Source organism: Primorskyibacter flagellatus, from assembly GCF_014638275.1.
Lineage (GTDB): Bacteria > Pseudomonadota > Alphaproteobacteria > Rhodobacterales > Rhodobacteraceae > Pseudooceanicola > Pseudooceanicola flagellatus_A.
In genome coordinates this window covers 104,935-124,666 of record NZ_BMFJ01000003.1, presented here as the reverse complement: position 1 = coordinate 124,666, position 19,732 = coordinate 104,935, and the positions used below count along the sequence as shown (strand labels likewise).

Sequence of the window (19,732 nt, the reverse complement as noted above, 5' to 3'; positions counted from 1 at the left end):
CCCGAGCGATGAGATTCGCGCAAGCTCTTTCTAGATTTAGTGTGGCTGATCGCAGCAGGCACAAGAGCCGAGGCCGCTGAATTCAATCCAGCAGACCCAACCTTTCAGCTCGTTCCAGCAGCATCTTCACCGAAGACGGCTGCCAGCTTGTCCTCCCACGGGGCGTGCGTTCGCGCATCGCCTCCAGGCGGCTGCAGATCGCCTGAAGCGTGATGTCGGGATCCGCGCCCTTGATGGCCGCGACGATTGCGGGCAGGCGGTCGTCCGTTTCGCGGCGCCCGGCGCGGGTTAGCACCTCGGCAGGCAGGAAGCCGTCCCGGACATAGGCGTTGACGGCGCGCAGCAGGCGGCTTTGCGTCCAGTGTCGGTCGTGGGGCAGGGGGCCGTTAACGACGCGCAGCACGTCCTCCCAAGCCATTTCGGGGCGCAAGCGGCGCACGTGGGGCACCCAGTCCTGCGCCGTCTGGTTCAACCGCTCCATGTAGCCGTCCTGTCGGGCCAGCCGGACCTTGCGAAGAGCGGCTGGGTCTTTGGCCCGGAGCCCAGGGTTTCCGCCCACGCGGCCCTTTGTTCGGGCACTGGCGAGGCCGGCCTTCGTGCGTTCCCGGATCAGGGCGCGCTCGAACTCGGCCGCAGCGCCCAGAACCTGCAGCGTGAACTTGCCTTGCGGGGATCCGGTGTCGATCGGGTCCTGAATAGAACGGAAGAACGCACCCTTGGCCTCGAGCCGCTCGATCACCTCCAGCAGATGCGACAACGACCGCGCCAGGCGGTCGATCCGCACGACAACGAGCGTGTCGCCCTTGCCGATGCGTTCCAACACCCGCGCAAGCACCGGCCGCGCACGATTGCCGCCCGAGGCTTGCTCCTCAAATATCTCGACGCAACCTGCAGTCTTCAGAGCCTCTGACTGGGGCAGGGGGGTCTGATCCTCGGTTGATACGCGGGCATAACCTATCAGGGGCATCAAAACAGGCCGTTTGCAGTTTCATATACCGCCAATAAACGACCGTTTGTAAACAGAGGCAAGGGCGCTCTTTGTGGTGCTGCAAATCAAAAACCCCTTGGTTTTCATATGCTGAGCGCGATCAGAGAGATATCGCAGACCACCGCGCGCGCGTGCTATATAAGGTGTGCAGGCGCACCCCAACAAAACACTTTGGTAAAATGCAAAAGCGCCATATTTTGCACATATGAAGCCTCAAGTACCTACGCAGTATAGTAAATTGGACGGTCCTCTAGTTGATGCGGAGGGGATTGAAGAGACGTCCGAGGACGACCTGTGGTTCCTGCCCGGTCCAATAGAAGTGGAGCCGGATTATCTGCCGCCCGGACCGAGGGCAGAGTTGCGTGAAACCGCGGTCCTCGACGATTGGCGGAAGGCGGAGGCAGGTAATGCCGCCCGTCTTGCCCGTGTGGCTAGCCGGATTGGCGCGCTGGATGACCGTCTGCACCGTGGCCCGGAAGGCTGGCGGCTCAGGCTCGCCCTGATGGAGGCGGCAGACCTCAGCTGGTTTGTGGGTGACCGAATTGGCCCGGATCGGCTGGCGCTTTGGATATCCATGCGCTTGTCCGGGGTGCAGGACGACATCGCAGCGCTCGCGCGTGTCGGATGGGCGGTGCGCCGTCTGACAGGCGGTCCCGGTCCAGAGGTGGACTTATCCGCTTTCCTCGATCGCCGTGACCCTGAAAATATGGCCAATGAAGCCGAGCCCTTTGCGGATCGCGCGGTCGGTTGGCTTGACCTGATGGCGCAAGCCGCCCACCTGCATTCGATTACACGCGCCTGCATGGGGTTTCACCTCTGGAACCTTGCGGGCCTCGGGCAACAGGACGACCGGATGGAAGCGGCGGTTACCGCCGCACGCATTGCCGCGAGCGAAGGCCCGAATTTGAATGGGGGGGCCATCTTTGCGCCTCTGGCTATGCGCGGGGCAGGGGGGCTGCGCGCCAGTGGCCCACCTGCCGAGCGCTTGCAGCGTTGGCTCGAGGGAATGGAAACAGCATGCCTGACCGCGATGCGGCACCTCGACGATATCCAGGCATGGTCAGCGCGGGCGGACAACATGATGGCACCGCTCTCTGGCAAGACACCACCTGCATTGCGCGCGGTGCTGACCGAATGGCCCGTCGTCTCCGCTCCAATGGCCGAGACCCTGACCGGTGCCAGCCGCGCCGCCGTCCAGCGCAACCTTGCTTGGATGGAAGCGCAAGGTCTAATCCGCGAGGTGACCGAACAGGTGCGTTTCCGCATGTGGCGGGCGATGCCATGAAACACCTCTAAAGAAGCACTCGTTTTGGTGCGTAACATCTGTTGATAGTTCAACGGAGGACCAGAATCGTGACAGACCAAAAATATGAGACAGTCGATTTCGACGTGCGGCTCAGAAATAGTAGTCAGATGGATTTGCGGTGTTTTCACCTATCTGTGGGATCCTCTAGTCGCTCTAGCCTCAAATTCTTTATTTCGAAATCACGAAAGAATAAGTCTCTTGGGCGCACAAACTGGGGCACGAAAATTGCGATCTCCCCGTGGACAGACGGGGCCAGTTTATAGAGCCGGTCGACCGCACCATGAGTCCTAGACAGCCAACCACCGGCTCAGATCTTGATCAGTGCTGCCGTCGCGTACATGAAGGCGATGCCGCCCAGAAACCCGGCCAGAACGGAGGGTGATATCAGCGCCGCCTGCCGGTCGGGGTTTTGACGGACAAGGTAGGCGCTGACCTCGACCATGACCTGCAGAATGGCACCCGCCCCGACGGCCAAAGCCAGTGCCGACCATTGCGGCGCGTAGGCAAGGCTGCCCGCCCACATTCCAAGGACGGCCGGGCCACCGGCGAGCAGCGTCAAGGCGGCGAATATCCAGAGCGTGGGCCGGGCCCGAAGCATCGGGGCGGCGATGCCGATACCCTCGGTGACATTGTGCAAGGCGAAGCCCAAGACGAGGAAAGTGCCAAGCCCTGCCGATCCTGCGGCGAATGCACCGCCGATCGCCAACCCTTCGCCGAAGTTGTGCAGCCCTATCCCGAGGGCGATGTAGAACGCCAGCGCAAGGCCCTCCGGGTTGCCGCGCCAGCGCCCGATCGCCATCAGCAGCAGAAAGCTTGCCAGCGCCGCCAGCCAGACCATGGCGGAGCCTTGGAATATCGCCGCCGCATCGCCGGACAACTCCAGCGCTTCCGCAGTCATGTCGATCAGCAGGAAGGCCAGCAACCCAACCGTCAGCGCGAGCAGAAAGTTCATCCCGCTTCGCCCGACGCCCTTCATCGCCGGAAAGAACATGAGACCAAGCGCAACCGGCAATAGGCCGACGATCGCTCCGATCACTGCCTGCAGCCGGAGTTGCCCCCAGGTGGCGCTTGGCGTCGAGACGGCGACCCCGATCTCATGCCCGAAGGTCGCGCCCGTGTTGGTCAGCAGGTTGACGTGATGGGCCTCGCCGAGAACCCACGGATAGGGAATTCGCAACCAGACCGCTGCGCCGCGGGCAATCGGCCCCGCGGGCTCCTGCGTGAAGGTCCAGTAGGCGTCGTCCACTGCGACCTGCGCGACCACCATTGCTTCCGATCCGCCGGCGCGCACACTGAGCGAAATCCCCGACCCATCGAGGATCGTCCGTTCGACGGTCAACGCCTCGACCGGGGGCGCGCCATTGTTGAAGCCGCGCAGCGGATCGAGCGAGGCAATCCACACGAAAGCCCCCAGCATGACGGCCAGCGGCACGAGAACGAAAAGCAGGCGGGTCATTGGCGGGCGGCTGTGTTCGGACTGATCGGTCATGCTCCGGCCTCCCGCACGTCGAAAAAGCCCATCCAGCCTAGTTCGGTGAACTCGGCCTGATGGGCATGGAACATGTACAATCCATCCTCGTGGTCAGCGAAACTGAACTCGAGGATGCCGCGCTGCGCCTGACACTGCATGATCACATCGACCGTGCGCAGGGTCGGCGTGAGTTGCGAACCGGTGTCGTAGTAGTCGAAGAAATTGCCGTGCAGATGGAACGAGTTGATCGGATCGAACTCGGTCGCATTCATGAGGTAGATACGGACCGGGCGCGACTTGTCGATCCGGATCGGCGCGTTCATGTAAGCCTGGCCGACCGTGTTGACGGCATAGACCTCGTTTTCGCCGTCGAAATTGGTGTCAAAGCCGTTCATCACCATCGCCAGTTCCTGCCATTCGGCGTTTTCCGGGCTGCCCAGCACACGCGACGCGGCAACGGCCGCAAATTCGGGGTGGCGCGCCGGATCTGGATCGACCACGAAGAGGCCGTACATGCCCTTGTGCATGTGCCGTTTCAGCGGCAGCGCGTGGCAATGATAGAGATGACAGCCGAAGGGCTTGGCATCGAACTCATAGACGAACTCCTCGCCCGGATCGATCAGCCCGGCGCCTTGAACGCCGTCCATTCGCGCCGAGTGAATGCCGTGAAAATGCATGGAATGGGGATGTGAACCGAGGTTGCGGAAGACGATCCGTAGCCGTTCGCCCTCCTTTGCGCGCAGGGCGGGGCCGGGCACGCGACCGTTGAACGTCCAGGCGGGAAAGAAGACGCCGGGAGCAATCTCGATTTCCATGTCGATGGCTTCGACCTCAAAGGTGCGCAAGGTGCGACCATCCGGCATGATCTCGGTCCGGCCGACCTCCCAGTCGGTCAGCATGGCCGTCGGGTTAAAGCCGTTCCCCGCGTGATCCACCTGGCCGACCATAGTCATGTTGCCATGCGCCATGCCACTGTCATGGGCCGAATACGGATCGACCGCCCCGCCGGGCATCGCATGCCCCGCCATCGGGTCGGGCGTTTCCTGGGATTGCGCGCGGCTCGCGGCCACGGCCGCTCCGCCGGCAGCCACCAGACCGCCGACCAACAACGCGCGTCGCGACGCCGAAACTGGCTCCGTGACGACGCCAGGTGGCGCTGTGGGCAGCGATGTCTCCACGGCGGACGACACCTCGCGCCCTCGCTTGCTGGTATCGACAGGCATGGACGTTGTCCCTTCAGATGACACGCAGGCCAAAGTCCCGGCGCAAAAAGTTAGCATAGGCTAATAATCATCGCTCAGGCTTTACGAGTCAATCCTGATCGTGCGAGGGTGACGGCATGACGGATGATGAGAACCTTGAATCAACCGAGGCAGAGGCACGTGCGGTCGAATCCCGCGCCGAGGCCTTCATCGGTGTGCGCGAGGCGCGGCGCAGCGAGGTGGCGGAAGACTATGTCGAATTGATCGCTGAGTTGATCCACGAGAACGGCGAAGCCCGACCGGTCGATATCGCGGCCCGGATGGGCGTTACCGCGCCGACGGTCGCCAAAACCCTTGGCCGTCTGGCGCGGGACGGCCTGATCACTCGCGCGAAATACCGTTCGGTCTTTCTGACCGAGGAAGGCCGGGCGCTTGCCAAGGAATGCAGGCACCGCCACGAGATCGTCTTGCGCTTTCTCCTGAGCCTCGGGCTAGACCCCGAGACGGCTGAACGCGATGCCGAAGGGATCGAGCATCATGTGAGCGAGCGCACGCTTGCCCTGTTCGCGGCGTTTGCCCAGCGGTCATAGGCAGGTGGTTGCCGCTGCAACAAGTCGGTTGGCCGAGGATTTGAACGAGCCAATCTTTGGATGTTCCAAGAAACGTGATTTTGTGCCGCTGGCATTCGGATCGCGCGGGTAGTAGATCAAGATCATGAGACGTTGGGCGCGCCTTATCTGCATTCTCTCGCTGGTGGCTTTTGCCATCGGCGCGGTCGCGCAGTCTGCGGGCTCAATTGCCATGGCCTCGTCAATGGTCTCCACGGACGGCGGCATGATGGCCATGGACGATTGCGACGCCTGCGGCAGCTTGGAAGACGGCAAGATGGGTTCCGTCTGTGATTTTGTGTGCAATGCTGCGGGAATGGCCGCTCTTCTTTCGATCCCGGCTGGTACCAGCCCGATCGCTGCCACCGCAGCCCATGAAATCCAGCTCGTGGACGTTCCGCACGGAGAATCCGGCCCCCCGGCCAAACAACCTCCTCGAGTCTACCTCTGATCTGACACGCGGCGCTTGATTGCGCTTGGTGTGTTTCCCCGTGCCAGACGCCCCTAAAAGGGCGTTTGCGCGGGGCCATGAACGTCGCCGAGCAATTGCTTTGGCGGCGTAGAGTGAAATCAGAGAGTGTTCATTCATGTCCTACCAAATCAGTTCCCTTTTCAGTCGCCGATCTTTTCTTGCAACCTCCTTGGCGGGCATCGGCGCCACGGCCTTCGGAAAGCCCCTGCGCGCCGAACCGCAAATCCGCAGCTTTTCGCTGCGCCCCGCGCCGGGACAGGCAAGGCTGGTCCCAGAACCTTATCCCGCAACCCCCGTTTGGGGCTTCAACGGTCAGGTTCCCGGCCCGGAGCTACGGGTTCGGCAAGGCGATCGGCTGCGCATCGTCGTCACAAACGGTCTGGACGAGGAAACCACCGTCCATTGGCACGGACTTCGTCTGCCGAACGCGATGGACGGGGTTCCACACCTGACGCAGAAGCCGATCGCACCCGGAGAAACCTTTACCTACGAGTTCGACGCGATCGATGCCGGGACCTTCTGGTATCACCCCCACCAGCGCAGTTTCGAGCAGGTCGGACGTGGGCTGGCCGGACCGCTCATCATTGACGAATCCAACCCGCCGCGGGTCGACCGCGATGTCACCTGGCTGCTTGACGACTGGCGGCTGACGCGGGACGCGGCGATTGCGGATGACTTCGGCGCAGCCATGGACATGAGCCATGCGGGCCGTCTGGGCAATACTGTCACGATAAATGGGCGTGTTCCCGATGTCTTCGTGGTGCGGCAAGGCGAACGCATCCGGTTGCGGCTGATCAATGCCGCCAACGCCCGAATCTTCGCGCTCGACTTCGGCGACCTTTCCGCGCGCGTCATCGCGCTCGACGGCCAGCCGGTCACTCCGCACGCCGCGCCTGACGGTGTCGTGGTTCTGGGCCCGGCGATGCGTGCGGACATCATGCTCGATTGCCTTGCCGACCCCGGAACCACCGTTCAAATTATCGACCGCGCCTATCGTGACAATGAATTCAACCTGCTGGATGTCGTCTTTGACGACACGCCCTTGCGTGCCACGCCGCCTGATTGGGAGATTGCCCTTCCAGCCAATCCGCTGATCGAACCTGATCTGAACGCAGCCCGTCGTCACGAAATCCTGTTCACCGGGGGCATGATGGGAGCAATGGTCGAGCGCCAGATGGGCCTGAGCCAGTCAGGCAGCATGATGGGCGGTATGATGGGTGGCGTTGTGGGCGGCGGCATGTGGTTCGTCAATGGCGTCGCGGCCGAAGGGCACATGCTCGATCCCTTCCTGACATTGGAGCGCGACGCGAGCCATATCCTCCAAATGACGAACGCCACGGCGTTCGACCATCCGATCCACCTGCACGGCCACTCCTTCCGCGTCATCAGCCGCGATGGCGTGCCGACCGAATTCCGTGAATGGCAGGACACCGTGCTGATCGCGCCGCGCGAGCAGGTCGAAATCGCCCTGGTCGCCGACAATCCCGGAGACTGGATGTTCCATTGCCACATCCTCGAGCACCAGGCGGCCGGGATGATGGGCGTGATCCGCGTCGCATGAGCAGAGGAGCATGCAGATTGAAGTCGATTGAGATTGGATGTCGGCCAAACCGGCGCAAGGTACTCACCGCGGCACTCAGTATCGGCGTCGCTTCGATGTTGCCGGGGTTCGCACTCGCGGCGAGCGATGGTGATCCAGCGGCACTTGCCTTTGATGGCGATACCATTCTGCTGGCGAGTCGAGGGCTGCTCGTCAGTGACGATGACGGCCGGACTTGGACTGCGGCAAAGACACCGGGGAACGTGCTGTCGCTGGCGACCCATCGCGACCGGCCCGGCCGTGTGGTTGCGGGGCTCGCCGTGGGCGGTGTCAGTATTTCCGAAGATGGGGGCGCTTCGTGGCGCGTCAGCGACGCCGGGCTGCCTGACGGAGAGATCAATGCCGTTGCCATCGCCTCGCGGAACTCGGACATGATCTATGCCTCGGTTCGCGGCGACGGATTGTGGAAGAGCGAGGACGCCGGTGCAACCTGGTCGCTCGCCATGGACCGCCCCTGGCTCGACGACGCAGAGCGCGAACCTCTTGCTCTGGCTTCGGTCGAGCTTGAAACCGGCATGGGCGGTATCTGGATCTATGCGGGCACCGAGGTTGGCCTAACGCGGGTGCCCGATTGCTTTTGTCGCTGGCAGGACGTGCAGCCAGGCAACGCGATGGACGCATTGGTTGCGGGTGAAGCCCCACCGTCCGAAGCGCCATTGCCAGGCGGTCAACCGATCCTGTCGCTGGCCAGTGCCCCCTCGGCGCCGGAAGTGATGTATGCCGCGCTGCGTTCGGGCCTCTGGGCATCGCAGGACGGCGGAGTCATCTGGCAAAAGCGGGCCAGCATAGCTGCGACCGCCGTTGCGGTTCATCCCAGAGACGAGACCTACATCGCTGCCCTGTTGGGCGGCATCTTGAAAATCAGCCGTGACGGCGGCGCAACCTGGATCGAAACAGGAGAACAATGATGGAAAAAAGGATGCAGAGAAGAAACGCGCTTGGTCTGATTGGCAGCGGCATTGTCGGAATGGTGGGCCTGACCACATCGGCCTGGGCGCAAGCGACAGGCGATGTGGCACCCGGTCTGGCGGGCAGCGAAAGGCAGATCATCATCTGGCGCGATCCGGGCTGCGGCTGCTGTGATGCCTATGGGGATTATCTCGAAGAACACGGCTTTACCGTAACGCGTGTGGATGACCGCGACTTCGACAAACGCTCGGTCGAAGTCGGTGTGCCCGCCCAGGGCATCGGCTGCCACTTGGCCGAGATCGACGGCTACTATGTCAGCGGTCTCGTCCCCGTCGACATCATCGAGCGGCTGCTGGAAACCCGTCCGGCGATAACGGGTATCACCTTGCCGGGAATGCCCGCGAATGCACCCGGGATGGCTGCGGTCAAGTCAGGCACGCTAAGGACCTTCGCCTTCGGCCCTGAAGGGATCTCAATCTATGCCGATGAATAAGGGGCCGAGAAACCGACTGGCGAAGGGTACGGTCAGGCGGTCAGTGCACCTCGCTGCCCTAGTGTCCACGCTCGCGGCCACCGGCCTCGTGGTGCTGGCCCAATCGGAACCGGTGGACCCGCGTGTCGAGGGACTGACGTTTTTGGGAGAGCCCGTGCTTGCAGCCGAGATCACGGCAGGGCAACAGCTTTATGCGGACAACTGCGCCAGTTGCCATGGTGCGAACCTCGAAGGCCAGCCCGATTGGCGTCGTCGTCTTGACACCGGAAGAATGCCGGCCCCGCCGCATGATGACACAGGCCACACCTGGCACCATTCAGACCGCATGCTTTTTCAGATCACTAAAGGCGGGGTCGGTGCCGTCGTGCCGGGATACGAGAGCGACATGCCGGCCTTCGGAGAGGATCTGACAGACGCAGAGATCGAGGCGATCCTCGTCTACATCAAGAGCACCTGGCCTGAGCGACAACGTGAGTTCCAAGCCGAAGTTTCGGCCAATGACACGGGCGAGTGAAGATCGACTGGTTGTCAGGACGGTGTCTTTCGACGAAAGCCGATCCACCGGGGGACCAATTCGGCATATCTGTCATATTCCGCGCCCAGACTCCTGCGTAGCAGGGCTTCTTCGGACCTGACCTGGTTGGCCGTTAACCCGACCGCAAGGCAAGCGTGTGCTACCAGGGTCGCGTGCATGCGTTCACGAAAATTTGCCCTTGAACCTCTAGCCACTAGAAATCCTATCTAGTCGACGAGAATGTATATCGTTCTTGCCATTTATCGCCGGTGGGAACCGAAAGGGTACGACATGCTGACAAGACGACACTTCATTCAAACGACAACAGCGCTATTTTCTGTGACTGTTGCCAACCCTGTGTTTGCCGATAGCTGGCCCACCGAGGCGCAGAAGGCTGAATGGGACGCGCAAGTCAGCCCGCCCGGCTTCGATCCGGCCACGTCAAACCCTTGGGGACTACACCCACGTTTCTTGCCTCAGCGTGTGGACGCGAAGGACGGCCTCGTGCCGGGAGACATCCATGTCGATGCGGTTGCGCGATATCTCTACCACATTGAGGAGGGTGGAACCGCGATGCGCTACGGCGTGGCGATCGCGCGGGGCAACCTCTACGAGCCAGGTGTTTATAACATCAAGCGCAAGGTCAGGTGGCCGCACTGGACGCCGACACAGAACATGATCGAGCGGGATCCCGAAAACGCAAGATGGGCCGACGGGATGGAACCCGGCCCTCAAAACGCCTTGGGATCGCGGGCGCTCTATCTCTATGTCGGAGATCGCGACACCTATCTTCGGATACACGGCACACCTTATCCGAGAAGCATCGGAGGGCGCGCGAGTTCGGGTTGCGTGCGGATGGTTATGGCACACATCAACGAGCTTTATCCGAACGTCGAGATTGGATCGACAGCACATCTTTATTCGGCTGAGGACAGTGTTACCGCGAGAAGTTGAATGAGGTAATTAGCTTTGAGCGAAATGATGTGACGTGCGGGTCGTCGTCACGCTTCCCGCGCGACGCAGATCGGATTGCCGTTCGCCGTGCGCAGCGGCAGCAAGGTCGTTTCAACGGGGCCGCTGTGTTCGTACCAGTAGCACCCGTCTTCCGGCACCAAGCGCGCGGTTGCAACATCCTGATCCGGGGCAGCCATTGCAATCACAGCTTCGGGAACGTTGCCCCGCCGGTCTGCCGAGTCGCCCGGTCCAGTCGGCTGGATTGCGCAACCGGCCGTAAGCGACAGCGCCACTGCAACCATTATTTTTTGCTTCAGCATCAAAACCCGCATCAAGCTTCCTTTCGTGTCTGTTTTTCTTTGCATCGGCTTTTCATGCTTCAAGGCGTGATAGAGCCGGTCACCGCACCCTCTAGCAATAAAACAAACTGAAATACCACCGTATTTTGCTCTTGAAGCTCTAGCTACTGTAGGGGCTATGTCATGGTAAAGCACCCGAATCCAGAGGTCCATTCATGCCGTCCGACACCCATCGTCACGATCACGCCGAAGATGCCCAGACAAGCGGCGGCAGCTGCTGCGGGAGCGCCGGAACGTGCGGCGACATCGTTCCGACGACGCCCGCGCCAGCGGGCGGGCGCAATTTTCAGGTGTCCGGCCTCGATTGCGCCGAGGAGGTAGCAATCCTGAACAAGGTGGTCGGCCCGAAGATCGGTGGGGCCGAGCATCTTGCGTTCGACGTGATCAATGGACGGATGACTATTCTCGACAGCGCCAAGAGTTTATCGGACGGCGAAATTGCAGAACTGGTCGCAAGCACCGGCATGACCGCCAAGCCCTGGGATGCCGAAAACGCGTCGGTCGACCAAGCGGCCCATCTTGCACGCCAGCGGCTGTTTACGGCGCTCAGTGGCGGCTTTTGGGCCGCGGGATTTTTATGGCACATCATCGAGACCGGCATGGGCGGGGCACTCGGCCTCTTCGCAGGGCACGGCGAAGCGCCGATGCCACTGGTCGAGGCAGGGCTATTCGCGGTTGCGATCCTGTTCGGTGTCTGGCTCGTGGCACCCAAGGCATGGTCGTCCGCACGGCGGCTGTCGCCAGACATGAACCTGCTGATGGTCGTCGCAGTCGCGGGTGCAATTGGCCTCGGCGAATTTTTCGAGGCGGCGACGGTCGCGTTCTTCTTCTCGCTCTCGCTCTACCTCGAAAGCTGGAGCGTCGGGCGTGCGAGGAATGCGGTTTCAGCTCTGCTCGACCTCGCGCCGCCGACGGCAAGAGTTCTTTATGATGACGGCTCGGAAGCAGACGTTCCGGCTTCTGCGGTTGCTATCAACGCACGTTTCGTCGTGCGCGGCGGAGACCGCATCCCATTGGATGGTGAGGTTGTCGATGGGGTAGGGGCCGTCGATCAGGCGCCAATCACCGGAGAGAGTGCGCTGGTCCCAAAGGAACGGGGCGACGAAGTCTATGCCGGTACGATCAACGGCCAAGGCACACTGACGGTGCGCGCCACGAAGGCCGCCTCGGACACCGTGTTGGCCAAGATCATCCGCATGGTCGGTGACGCCCATGCCCGCCGCGCGCCGGTGGAGCAGTGGGTGGCGAAATTTGCCCGCATCTACACGCCTATCGTCATGGCTCTCGCCATCGCAATTGCCCTGTTGCCGCCGCTCATTTTCGGTGGGGCCTGGGATTATTGGTTCTACAATGCACTCGTGCTGCTGGTGATCGCCTGCCCGTGTGCTCTGGTCATCTCGACACCGGTCTCCATCGTCGCCGCACTCACCGCCTCAGCGCGGGCCGGAGTGCTGATCAAGGGCGGTGCATATGTTGAGGCACCGGGCAAGACCACTGCACTGGCCATGGACAAGACCGGCACGATCACCATGGGCGAGCCCGAGGTGGCGGCGGTGCATCCGCTGGGTAGAGCATCGGCGCAGGATCTGATGACCCTCGCCGCTGGGCTGGAGGCACGTTCCTCGCATCCCTTGGCGCGCGCCATTCTCGCGCGGGCAGAAGCCGACGGCATCAAGGTGTCCGCCGCGGAAGATACCCGAACCGTTCCTGGTAGGGGACTTGAAGGACGCACTGACGGCCGGTCGATCTGGCTAGGGTCGGACCGGTTTGCCGAGGAGAAGGGTTTCGGCGACGCCATTCCGAAGGATTTGCGCGACCGCATCGAAGGGGCTGGCAGCACCCTTGTTGCCGTGGGCGACGACACCGGCGTGACCGGCATCTTGGAATTGCGCGACCGTATCCGACCCGACGCCAAGGGCATCGTGGCACAGCTCCACGCGCAAGGCGTGAAGACCATCGTCATGCTGACGGGCGATAACGAGCGGACAGCGCGCGCCGTTGCAGCCGATGTCGGCATCGACGAGGTCCGCGCCGAGCTTTTGCCCGAAGACAAGGTGACAGCCATCGAAGAACTGGTCGAAACGCATGACATGGTGGCCATGATCGGCGACGGGGTGAACGACGCCCCCGCCATGGCACGTGCGCATTACGCCATCGCGATGGGTGCTGTTGGTTCGGACGCGGCAATCGAGACGGCTGATATTGCCCTGATGACCGACGACCTCGGCAAGGTGCCTTGGCTGATCGGTCATTCGCGCCGGACAATGTCGATTATCCATCAGAACATCGGTATTTCCTTGGCGACCAAGGGCGTTTTCGTTGTCGCTACCGCGTTCGGACTGGCATCGATGTGGGGCGCTATTGCAGCCGACGTAGGAGTGTCATTGCTGGTGGTGGCCAACGCCCTGCGCCTGCTTAACAGCCAAGAGGCCAAGGCGCCGCCGTCCGGCGGTGAACAGGTTGGCCCACAAATGACAAAGGCCGCGCTTGCCCACGGACATTGATCACGCAGCATTTGCAAGGTAACGTAATGTCCATATCAGACCTCACGAAAGAGGCATCGAGCAGTGAAAACCATCCGATTTCCCCGCCGCGCCGTCCTGTTAGGCGGGTTGGCAGCGTTTTTGTCCGGCTGTGCCAGCAAGTTCCGCAGCTATGGCGGACCCGAGGTGACCCGTGTTCGGCTTTATAAGGGGCAGCGCTTGCTTGTTCTCGACGGAGCCGATCGCGTATTGCAAACCTATCCGGTCGGGCTGGGTTTCGCTCCTGAGGGTCACAAGCAATTCGAGGGAGACGGCCGGACCCCGGAGGGCACCTACATAGTCGATAAGCGCAACCCTCAAAGTACGTATCATCTTTCAGTTGGTATCTCTTATCCGAACGAGGCCGACATCGCCTTTGCCGAAGCGCAGGGCCTTTCCCCCGGCGGCGACATCTTCATCCATGGTGGTCCACGCCCGGGCATCGACCCAACGGACGTCCGCGACTGGACAGCTGGCTGCATCGCAGTCACGGATCGGCAGATCGAGGACATTTATGCAATGGTGAAGGACGGAACACCTATCCACATCTTTGCATGACGGTCTTTCTCATGTGGCGGTAGCGAGCCGTCGCATTGGCCGCCATTGCCCAGCTCCACGAAGCCAAGATGAGCGCCAACAGCATCCAGTCCCCGAAGCTCGCGTAGAGTGTCGGCGGCCGCGCGGAGGGCAGACTAGCGTTGATGATTCCCGTTTCGCCGGTATCGAGCCGCGCGACGATCTCTCCGTTCGCGTCGATGACCACGGAGATGCCTGTATTCGCGGCTCGGATGACAGGAAGGCCTTCCTCTACGGCGCGCATCCGTGCGGAAGCCAGATGCTGCTCGGGTCCGATGCTGGTGCCGAACCAGGCGTCGTTTGTCGCGTTGAAAATCCAGTCCGGCCTGAACAGGTCGTCGACCACATGGCTTGGGAAGATGATCTCATAGCAGATCGCCACGGCGACCAGGGGCACACCCGGAAGCGCAAGCGTTCGCGGGCCCGGTCCGGGCGTAAAATCGCCCAGACCCGCCGTGAGCCGCTCGATGGGCAACCAGCCACGGAATGGCACATATTCGCCGAACGGCACGAGATGGTGTTTCGCGTATCCGGTCAGGATCTCGCCGGTCTCGTCAAATGCCTGAACCGTGTTGAAATATCGGGTGCCATCCTCGCTCGGTACACGGTCCGGCACACCGGTGAGCAGCACCCTGCCGTCTGTGAGCGCAGCGGCAATGCGATCCCGTGCCTCCGTATCCTCATCGAGGAAATCCGGAAAGGCGGTTTCCGGCCAGAGAAGAACGTCGAAATCGCCGCGCCGGGTCGAAAGCTCAAGATAGCGCGCGAAGGTCGCCTCGCGGTTCTCGGGCGCCCATTTCTCCTCTTGTGGAATGTTGCCCTGGACGATGCGCAGGTCGACACCGGGTGGCTGTTGTGCATCCGACTGGAGGCGCAGCGTGCCGACAGCCCACATCGTCGCGATGCCGGCCAGCGCCATGAGCGAAACGGTCAATCGTTGCCGCCCGGACGCCATAGCAGCCGCGCCAGGGAGTACCGCGACGAACACGGTGAGAAAGCTTAGCCCATAGCTTCCGACCCAGGCGGCGGTCTGGCGAAGGGCGGCGTAGTCTACAAGTGCGTAACCGGCCAGGTTCCAGGGAAACCCTGTCAGAACGTGACCACGCAACCACTCGGCCACGGTCCAGGAGGTCGCGAACAGGAGGCAGGCCAAGAGACTGCCCATGGCTCCGCGCCGCGCGATTTCGGCAAAAAGCGCGGCGGCAATGGCTGGGAAAATCGCGAGACCTGCGGACAATCCCGCGACCGCCGGGATCGCCATCGTCCCAAACCGCTCGGCCTCGACGTAGAAACTTTCCGCGATCCACCAAATCCCGAAACCGAACTGGCCAAGACCAAACGCCCAGCCGACGAGGAAAGCGCGCCCGAAGGAGAGATCGCGAAGACCGACAAACAACGCGGAATAGGCAACGGGAACAAGCAGGAGAAGCGAGAAAGGCGGGAAAGTCAGAACGGTCAGCGCCCCGGCGACGAAACCAAGCGTCATCCGCGAAAGCAAACGGTGGCGCAGTGCTATGCGGTTCAGAATTTCCGGCTTCACGATTTGATCGGACGCCGCACGCTGATCCATGGCGCGGCGAGCAAGAGCCCCACCCCACTGACAACAAATATATCGGCCATGTTGAAGGCAGGCCAATGTGTTGTGCCAATGTAGAAATCGAGAAAGTCTGTTACAGCCCGATACCGCACACGATCGATAACATTGCCCAAGGCTCCGCCAATGATCGCGCCATAGGCAAGTGTTTCGACCGCATTTTCGGCGCGAAACAGCATAACCCCCAGCCAAACACAGATGGCAAGAGCGAGAGCGATGAGGCTCCACCACGGCGCGCCGCCCAACATCCCGAAAGTCACGCCGTCATTACGATAAAAGACGAGGTTGAATCCCGGAAACACGGGAATCCCGGCGCTTAAAGTGACGGCATTCGCAACGACAATGGCTTTGGTGATCTGATCGATCGCGAACGCAGCAAGTGCTGCGAAGACGCCGATCATCGGAGATACCTTGTTTAGTGACATTGCCTCATCCCAACCAGACATCAAGGAACAGCATCAGAACGAGCCCGACTGCGAGACCGAGCGTCGCCCTGTTCTGATGGCCGCTGCGATGGGTTTCGGGGATGATTTCGTGGCTAATGACGTAGAGCATTGCGCCCGCGGCAAAGGCCAGACCCCATGGAAGCAGCGGTTCCGACAGTGTGATGATGCCGGCCCCGAGCAGACCGCCAATCGGCTCGACCATGCCAGTCAGCGCCGCAATGCCCCAGGCGCGCAGCTTCGGATATCCCTCGCCCAGTAGCGACACCGCGACGGCCAATCCTTCGGGCGCGTTCTGCAAGCCGATGCCGATGGCGAGTGGGAGGCCACCTTCCATGCCACCGGAACCGAACCCAACCCCGACCGCGAGACCCTCGGGAAAGTTGTGGATCGTGATCGCGATGATGAACAGCCAGACCCGCCGCAATGACGCCGCTTCGGGCCCTTCGCGTCCCGTCTTGAAATGCTCGTGCGGCAGCTTTTCGTTCATCAGGGCGACAGCCCCCATGCCCAGAAGGATCGAAACGCATACGATGGCCGCAGGCATCGCGCCGTTCTCGAACATCGGCTCTGCGGCATCTAATGCCGGGATGATCAGCGAAAAGAACGAGGCTGACAGCATGACACCGGCAGCGAAGCCGAGCGACAGATCGCGTGTGGCCCGCGACGGGATGCGCCCGAACAGCACGGGAGCTGCTCCGACCGCCGTAAGCGATCCGGCGGCGAGGCTTCCGAGAAAGCCGAGCATGATCGGGGACAGATTTTCCATGGGCGGGCCAGATTATCCTTCGGCGTAGCTCGAAAAGACTTCCGTCGACCCGTCCTCGCGGATGAGGAAGACATCATAGGCCTCGCGGTCATCTTCAGGCCCCATACCGGGCGAGCCATAGGGCATCCCAGGCACGGCGAGACCGACGGCGTCCGGGCGCTCCTCGAGAAGGCGGCGGATGTCAGCGGCCGGGACATGGCCTTCGATCACGTAGCCATCAATGAGCGCGGTGTGGCAGGAGACCATGCGCTGCGGCACGCCGTTGTCGAGCTTGAAACGTACCAGCAGCCCGCCGTTCATGTCCTGGCCGGTCGGCGCAAAACCGTTCTCTTCGAGATGGTTCATCCACGAGAGGCAGCAGCCGCATCCGTTCGTCTTGCGCACGTCGATCGCCGTTGCCTCTGCGAGGGCCTGTGCCGCCGGGAACAGGGCGAGCGTGATGGCAAGAGCTTGGGTCATGCGTTTCATGGGTCAGAGCCTTTCGGTTGTCGTTTCGGCAATCTCGCTGCCGAGGTTTTGATTCAGAAGCGCGCGCGCCTCGGCCAGACGCGAGAGCGCGGCCGTATCATCCGCTTCGCTCTCGGCTGCTTCGGCGAGCCGGTCGTCAGAGAGCGGGTCAGTCGGGCGCCCATCCACGAGGACTTCGTAGTGCAGGTTCGGACCTGTCGCCGTGCCGGTCGCGCCGACGCGGCCGATCACATCTCCCGCCGCAACGCGTTGGCCTTGTGCCAGGTCTTCCGGCACGGCGCTCAGATGCGCGTAGCGCGTCATGGTGTCGGAGCCGTGCGAGATTTCGACCACGCGACCATAGCCACCGCGCCAGCCGATGAAGCTAACCCGCCCCGGTGCCGTCGATTGAACTTGTGTCCCACGTGCCGCTGCGAAATCGACGCCGGTGTGCATCCGGACGTTGCCAAAGACCGGATGCGTGCGGCGTCCGAACACCGAGCTGAGGCGCGCACCCTCGACCGGCTGTGCGAAGACGCGCAGCACCTCGCCATCGACGTAGATCGTCGCCTGACCGCTGCCGTCGTCCGGCCATACGATCTCGTAAAGCGAACCGCCGATCTCCAATGCGGCGAAGGCGAGCTCGGGCTGTCCGATCCTATCCTCGCCCACACGCGCCTCACGCCAGAGAAGCCTTAGTTTCTCGCCACCGGCCATCTCGCGGCGGAAATCCACGGTCCCACCCAGCATCTGCACAAGGTCCACGGAAAAACGGGCGGGTATGCTGGCTTCGTCGAGTGCCGCGAAGATCGAGCTGTCGATCATGGCTTCGCCGGCAAGGGTTACGATCTCCGGATCCGGAGCCACGACCTGTGTGGACAACTGCTCGCCGAAAACTATCTCGATCCGAACCCCGTCCTCGACGGCGAGTGAGACGGTGCGGGGGCTGCCGTCCATGGTCGAAGCAACAGTGACCGAGTGCCCCGGCCGCAGCCGTCGCAGATCGTATTCCGCGCCAAGCGCGAGGGCAACTTCGGCTCTGTCAGGTGCCGCAAGTCCAGCTTCGGACAGCAAGAAATCGAGCGTCTCGCCAGGTGCAATGTCGCGCGACCACGTCGACAGCGGTGGCTCGATCGCCCGTACCGGCCTGTCGGCAACAGCGACCTGCAGAAGGGGCAGGGGGCCGAGGTCGGGTGCATCTTCTGCCCATGCCGTCGCGGGCAGCGTCACGAGGATGTCAACGTTTTGGGGAGCTTCAGGACCTTGGGGCATCCATTTACCTGCCGAGGCAAGTTCCGGCGGCACGGGTTCTTTCGACATGAAATCAGAGAGGGCGATAGCCGCTCCCGAAACCATCCCCGCAATTGCGACACAAGCCGCCATAGTTCTGAGCCTCATGTCGCCCCCTCCATTTGTTCTTCCAGCACGCGACCGATCTTCGGCACCGCGAATTCTCTGGGTTCGTGATAGTCGATCATGGTGACGAACCGCCCGGAGGCTGCGAACAGGAAGACGCTCGCGGTGTGGTTCATCGTGTAATCGCCGCTCTCCGTCGGCACCCGCTCGTAGGTGGCGCGGAAGCCGTCCGCGACGCGCGCGATCTGCTTCTCCGGCCCCGTCCAGCCGCGAATCGCCGGATGGAAGTAGCCGACATATTCGGCCATCGTTTCGACAGTGTCGCGCTCGGGATCGACCGTGATGAAAACCACGTTCATCTCGTCGGCCTCGTCTCCCAGATCGTCGAGCCATCCCGAAATGTCCGAGAGCGTGGTCGGGCAGACATCGGGACAGTAGGTGAAGCCGAAGAACGCCATCGTCGGGCGACCGATCAGGGTTTCTGGCCCGACCGCGTTGCCCTCATGATCCGTCAGACGGAAATCCATCTCGGTCAGGGCCACAGGCCGCTGCCCGACAGGTTCGGGCCCACCGGGTCGATCGACCTGCCACCAACCGACGAAGAGCATCAGGGCGACCGCCCCGACACCAGCCGCACCATACCCCAGGATCGCCCGTCGCCGCATCAGTCCTCTGGCCCCCGCGCGGCGATGCCGAGGATCGGCACCTCGACCGTCACCTCGCCTCCGTCGTCGAAAAGCAGGGTCAGCGGAAAGGTGTCCCCTTCCCTCATCGGTTCTTGTAGCCGCATCAGCATTGCGTGCAGGCCCCCCGGTTTGAGCGCGACGCTCTCGCCCGGGGCGATCGCGATCTCCCCCGCCGGGCTCATGGAACTCACACCTTCGGCATTTGTCTTCGTCTCGTGGATTTCGGGCATCATCGCGAGCGGTGTTGCAAGGCCGATCAGCGTCACTGGCTCGTCGCCAGTGTTGCGGATCGTCATGTAAGCGGCCCCGGGACGGTTCATCCCGATGGAGGCGCGGGACCACGCGTTCTCGACGACAACATCCTCGGGTCCGGCCAGCGCGGGCACCGAGAGCCCTCCAAGGGCAAAAAGCGCCGCCAGTGTGCTGGTCAAAATATACTTTTTCATCGTTCTGATCCTGCCCT

21 protein-coding genes are annotated in these 19,732 nt (G+C 62.2%); 10 read left to right on the top strand and 11 right to left on the bottom strand.

What is annotated here, in order from left to right; genetic code table 11:
* Positions 1-82: 82 nt before the first annotated feature.
* Entirely contained in the window at positions 83-967 is an 885-nt protein-coding gene (locus IEV87_RS20100) for a recombinase family protein (protein WP_188479600.1), read from the bottom strand.
* A 226-nt stretch (positions 968-1,193) separates the two neighbouring features.
* Here IEV87_RS20100 and IEV87_RS20095 point away from each other — a divergent pair, with 226 nt between their 5' ends.
* The gene (locus tag IEV87_RS20095) at positions 1,194-2,273 is read left to right on the top strand and encodes a hypothetical protein (protein WP_188479599.1); all 1,080 of its coding nucleotides are present in this window, start codon (positions 1,194-1,196) and stop codon (positions 2,271-2,273) included.
* Positions 2,274-2,601: 328 nt separating this feature from the next.
* Here the strand turns inward: IEV87_RS20095 and IEV87_RS20090 are convergent, their stop codons facing one another.
* Both IEV87_RS20090 and IEV87_RS20085 read right to left on the bottom strand, forming a co-directional pair.
* Positions 2,602-3,783 (bottom strand): metal transporter, encoded by a 1,182-nt coding sequence (locus IEV87_RS20090; RefSeq protein ID WP_188479598.1) that lies wholly within the window; start codon positions 3,781-3,783, stop codon positions 2,602-2,604.
* Positions 3,780-4,988 (bottom strand): multicopper oxidase domain-containing protein, encoded by a 1,209-nt coding sequence (locus tag IEV87_RS20085; RefSeq protein WP_229737734.1) that lies wholly within the window; start codon positions 4,986-4,988, stop codon positions 3,780-3,782. The genes IEV87_RS20090 and IEV87_RS20085 overlap by 4 nt, the downstream gene beginning before the upstream one ends.
* 116 nt (positions 4,989-5,104) lie before the next feature.
* Here IEV87_RS20085 and mntR point away from each other — a divergent pair, with 116 nt between their 5' ends.
* The 7 genes from mntR to IEV87_RS20050 all read left to right on the top strand — a co-directional run bounded on the left by mntR (position 5,105) and on the right by IEV87_RS20050 (position 10,517).
* A complete protein-coding gene (gene mntR / locus IEV87_RS20080) occupies positions 5,105-5,557 on the top strand; it encodes a manganese-binding transcriptional regulator MntR (RefSeq protein WP_009573580.1) in 453 nt (150 codons plus the stop codon).
* 124 nt (positions 5,558-5,681) lie between these two features.
* Entirely contained in the window at positions 5,682-6,026 is a 345-nt protein-coding gene (locus IEV87_RS20075; protein WP_188479597.1) for a hypothetical protein, read from the top strand.
* 136 nt (positions 6,027-6,162) lie between these two features.
* Positions 6,163-7,608: a multicopper oxidase family protein gene (locus IEV87_RS20070; RefSeq protein WP_188479596.1), complete on the top strand. Its 1,446-nt coding sequence runs from the start codon at positions 6,163-6,165 to the stop codon at positions 7,606-7,608.
* A gap of 17 nt (positions 7,609-7,625) precedes the next feature.
* Complete coding sequence (locus IEV87_RS20065; RefSeq protein ID WP_229737732.1) at positions 7,626-8,555, top strand: WD40/YVTN/BNR-like repeat-containing protein; 930 nt, start codon at positions 7,626-7,628, stop codon at positions 8,553-8,555.
* Positions 8,555-9,049, top strand: a complete 495-nt coding sequence (locus tag IEV87_RS20060; RefSeq protein WP_188479595.1) for a DUF411 domain-containing protein — start codon at positions 8,555-8,557, stop codon at positions 9,047-9,049. The genes IEV87_RS20065 and IEV87_RS20060 overlap by 1 nt, the downstream gene beginning before the upstream one ends.
* Positions 9,042-9,563, top strand: coding sequence for a c-type cytochrome (locus tag IEV87_RS20055; RefSeq protein ID WP_188479616.1), 522 nt, complete (start codon positions 9,042-9,044; stop codon positions 9,561-9,563). Before IEV87_RS20060 ends, IEV87_RS20055 begins: the two co-directional genes overlap by 8 nt.
* A gap of 291 nt (positions 9,564-9,854) precedes the next feature.
* On the top strand, positions 9,855-10,517 hold the full coding sequence (locus IEV87_RS20050) for a L,D-transpeptidase (protein ID WP_058249030.1): 663 nt from the start codon (positions 9,855-9,857) through the stop codon (positions 10,515-10,517).
* Between the two features lie 47 nt (positions 10,518-10,564).
* Here the strand turns inward: IEV87_RS20050 and IEV87_RS20045 are convergent, their stop codons facing one another.
* Positions 10,565-10,849 carry a hypothetical protein gene (locus tag IEV87_RS20045; protein ID WP_009503853.1) on the bottom strand — a complete coding sequence of 95 codons (285 nt, stop codon included), beginning with the start codon at positions 10,847-10,849 and terminating at the stop codon, positions 10,565-10,567.
* 182 nt (positions 10,850-11,031) lie between these two features.
* Between IEV87_RS20045 and IEV87_RS20040 the strand changes: the two genes are divergently transcribed.
* Positions 11,032-13,380, top strand: a complete 2,349-nt coding sequence (locus IEV87_RS20040; protein WP_188479594.1) for a heavy metal translocating P-type ATPase — start codon at positions 11,032-11,034, stop codon at positions 13,378-13,380.
* A gap of 63 nt (positions 13,381-13,443) precedes the next feature.
* Positions 13,444-13,956, top strand: coding sequence for a L,D-transpeptidase family protein (locus tag IEV87_RS20035; protein ID WP_188479593.1), 513 nt, complete (start codon positions 13,444-13,446; stop codon positions 13,954-13,956).
* Here the strand turns inward: IEV87_RS20035 and lnt are convergent.
* Genes lnt through IEV87_RS20000 form a run of 7 tightly spaced genes read right to left on the bottom strand, consistent with a single transcriptional unit; the run spans position 13,937 to position 19,715 of the window.
* Positions 13,937-15,544 carry an apolipoprotein N-acyltransferase gene (gene lnt, locus IEV87_RS20030; protein WP_188479592.1) on the bottom strand — a complete coding sequence of 536 codons (1,608 nt, stop codon included), beginning with the start codon at positions 15,542-15,544 and terminating at the stop codon, positions 13,937-13,939. The two genes, IEV87_RS20035 and lnt, sit on opposite strands and share 20 nt — an antisense overlap.
* The gene (lspA, locus tag IEV87_RS20025) at positions 15,511-15,969 is read right to left on the bottom strand and encodes a signal peptidase II (RefSeq protein ID WP_188479591.1); all 459 of its coding nucleotides are present in this window, start codon (positions 15,967-15,969) and stop codon (positions 15,511-15,513) included. Before lspA ends, lnt begins: the two co-directional genes overlap by 34 nt.
* Before the next feature lie 28 nt (positions 15,970-15,997).
* On the bottom strand, positions 15,998-16,780 hold the full coding sequence (locus tag IEV87_RS20020) for a ZIP family metal transporter (protein ID WP_013959873.1): 783 nt from the start codon (positions 16,778-16,780) through the stop codon (positions 15,998-16,000).
* Positions 16,781-16,792: 12 nt separating this feature from the next.
* Positions 16,793-17,248: a DUF411 domain-containing protein gene (locus IEV87_RS20015; protein WP_164193056.1), complete on the bottom strand. Its 456-nt coding sequence runs from the start codon at positions 17,246-17,248 to the stop codon at positions 16,793-16,795.
* A 3-nt stretch (positions 17,249-17,251) separates the two neighbouring features.
* A complete protein-coding gene (locus IEV87_RS20010) occupies positions 17,252-18,625 on the bottom strand; it encodes a M23 family metallopeptidase (protein ID WP_188479590.1) in 1,374 nt (457 codons plus the stop codon).
* Positions 18,622-19,248, bottom strand: a complete 627-nt coding sequence (locus tag IEV87_RS20005; RefSeq protein ID WP_188479589.1) for an SCO family protein — start codon at positions 19,246-19,248, stop codon at positions 18,622-18,624. The genes IEV87_RS20010 and IEV87_RS20005 overlap by 4 nt, the downstream gene beginning before the upstream one ends.
* A complete protein-coding gene (locus IEV87_RS20000) occupies positions 19,248-19,715 on the bottom strand; it encodes a copper chaperone PCu(A)C (RefSeq protein WP_188479588.1) in 468 nt (155 codons plus the stop codon). The genes IEV87_RS20005 and IEV87_RS20000 overlap by 1 nt, the downstream gene beginning before the upstream one ends.
* Positions 19,716-19,732 lie beyond the last annotated feature (17 nt).